General features: G+C 53.4%; 2 protein-coding genes. Both read left to right on the top strand.

What is annotated here, in order from left to right:
• The first annotated feature begins 478 nt into the window (after window positions 1–478).
• A complete protein-coding gene (locus Q7K71_02750; GenBank protein MDO8675021.1) occupies window positions 479–1,915 on the top strand; it encodes an IS4 family transposase in 1,437 nt (478 codons plus the stop codon).
• A 37-nt stretch (window positions 1,916–1,952) separates the two neighbouring features.
• On the top strand, window positions 1,953–2,325 hold a 373-nt coding region (locus tag Q7K71_02745; protein ID MDO8675020.1), incomplete at its 3' end, for a hypothetical protein.

The following is a 2,325-nucleotide window of genomic DNA, read 5'->3' as shown; positions in this document are numbered from 1 at the left end:
GACGCCCAATGGCACTAGCTTTTGGAGGGTCGTTTTCTGGGTTGTTTGGTTTTCTGTGTGTTGTTTTCGCGTGTGGTTGATTTGGACAGCGGGGAAGTTTTGTCTGATCCGGCCATGCGTTCACGGTCTCTTTTCTGGCGGTAATTTTTCAGCATGAGCGGCCCCTGGGCCGAAAGAAGTTCTTCCAGATGGCGACCGTTTTCCAATCCCCGCCGGAGCCAGGGAACCAGTTCTGCGGGGACGTACATGCAGCGCCGTTTTCCCTTTTGGGAAAACGAGAGGATAAAGGCTGGATGTTTGGTGCCCTCCAGACACTGAGGGCACTGCGGGCGAATGCAAGGTTTGAAGATTTGGGCCAGGGAGCCCTTGAGCGCGGGCCACAGGGTCTGCCAGTTTTTCGGAGGGGGCCAATCGAGAGAGGTTTTCATTCAGAAAAAGAGGATAGCAGAGTGTTTTTTGGCTGACAAGTATGTATGTTATGTCATATACATACATGCCCTCTTCATTGCCTCTGCCCTCCAGCCACACCCAACTGTTCCCCTCCGCCATGTGCGCCAGCCTGGATCTGCGCCAATTCCTCAAACTCTTTCTCAAACTCGGCGCCGCTTTCAAAGACCTGGCCCTGCCTTCGGGTCGCAAAAGAAAGTTCTATGAACGAATCTTTTGTCCCCTGGTGACCCTGTGGGGCATGGTCTTCCAGCGCCTCCTGGCCGATCCCACTCTGGAAAAAGTAGTGGTGAGCTTCGCCCACGGAAAAGCCGACGTCTTGCGCCCAGGCAGAAAGGGTAAAAAGGGCCTGTCCAAAAAGATGAAATCCCGCCGCACCACCTCCTTTTGCAATGCTCGGACACGTTTGCCTTTGGAGTTGATCCAAAAGGTTTTCATCGAGCTGCCAGCCCTGCTTTGCCAGAAGATTACCGGTCGATCCTGGAAAGGTTGGAACGTCCTGCTCTTGGATGGCAGCACGGTGCGCTTACCTCCTTTGGGAGATATTCCCAAATCATTCAAACCCCATTCCAATCAGCACAAATGCCATTGGTGCCTCATGCGGGTGGTCGTGGGTTTTTGTTTGCGCAGCGGCTTGGCGCTCGGATGCACGCTGGGATCTCAAACCACCAGCGAGCAGATCTTGGCTTGTGGATTGATTCTGGCCGCCCAAGCCAAAACCCTGATTGTGGGAGACCGCAATTTCGGAGTTTTCCGAATCGCCCAAGTCGCCCGTCAGGCCAAAGCTCAAGTCTTGGTGCGCCTGACCAAAGCGCGTGCTTTGCGCTTGGCCCGCCAAGCCTTGGTATCTGGTTTAGATCTCAAGGTGCTTTGGACACATTCCCGACACGATAAACTCCAGCCCAAGTGCTCCGCCCAACCGGTGGAAGGACGGTTGATCGTTTGTAAAATCAGACGTCCGGGGTTTCGCCCATTCGACCTCTATTTATTTACGACGCTCGTGGACCAGGAACTTTATTCGGTCCAGGAGTTGGTGGCACTTTATGGCTTGCGCTGGCATGTGGAATTAAATTTGCGTTACCTCAAGGCGCAAATGAATCTGGGGTTTCTGCGCTGCAAATCCGCGGCCATGGCCCAAAAGGAATGGTATGCCGGGCTGATTGCTTACAATTTGATTCGGGCCATGATGCTCCTGGCCGCCACCAAAGCGCTTTTAGATCCGCTGTCCTTATCCTTCAGTTCCTCCGCCCGAGAGGTGCTGGAGGTCCTGATGGAATGGGCAAAAGGTGAATCGTTCGATTGGGAAAAAGTTCTAAAAGACATTGCCACATGTCGCCTGCCCAAACGAAAGCAACCACGCCCCAATGAACCCAGACTGGTCAGACACGTGCGGGAAACGTTCGGCCCGTTGCGCGGCAGCAGGCAGGCCGCACGCAAAAAACTCAAAAAAGTGAGCGCGAAATGCTAGTACCATTGGGCGAGACGCCCGCGCTCCATTATCATTCATGAACCAACGGTTGCCAGGACGCCAGCACCGCGGTCCTCTTGCGTTACTGATTCGTGTCAACACACTTCAAGCCTGGCGGCGGCTGAAATCGATCCGCCAGCAATCACGGCTGCTCTCTTCTTTGATCGGACTATTCATCGTGGGTTACCTTGGCCTGTCTTTCTGGTTGTTCTATAAAGGCCTGAAATTCATCAACACGTTTCCTGGATTGGGGGCGCTTCTCATTGAGCGGCTTCTATACTTGCTCTTTGCGTTTTTGTTCGTGCTGTTGCTTTTCAGCAGCTTGATTATCAGCTATACGAATTTCTTTCGGAATCGAGAAACTGCGTTCTTGCTGGCTTTGCCGATTCCGTTCCAGGCGATCTTCCGAT

The organism is Candidatus Omnitrophota bacterium, from assembly GCA_030650275.1.
Classification (GTDB): Bacteria; Omnitrophota; Gorgyraeia; order Zapsychrales; family Fredricksoniimonadaceae; genus JACPXN01.
Note: the sequence above shows the minus strand (reverse complement) of the source record. Positions and strands in the feature narration are given on the sequence as shown.

Bases quoted from the DNA above. Each gene is read 5' to 3' on its own strand.
- Q7K71_02750 (MDO8675021.1), top strand. From the start codon at position 479: ATGTCATATACATACATGCCCTCTTCATTGCCTCTGCCCTCCAGCCAC.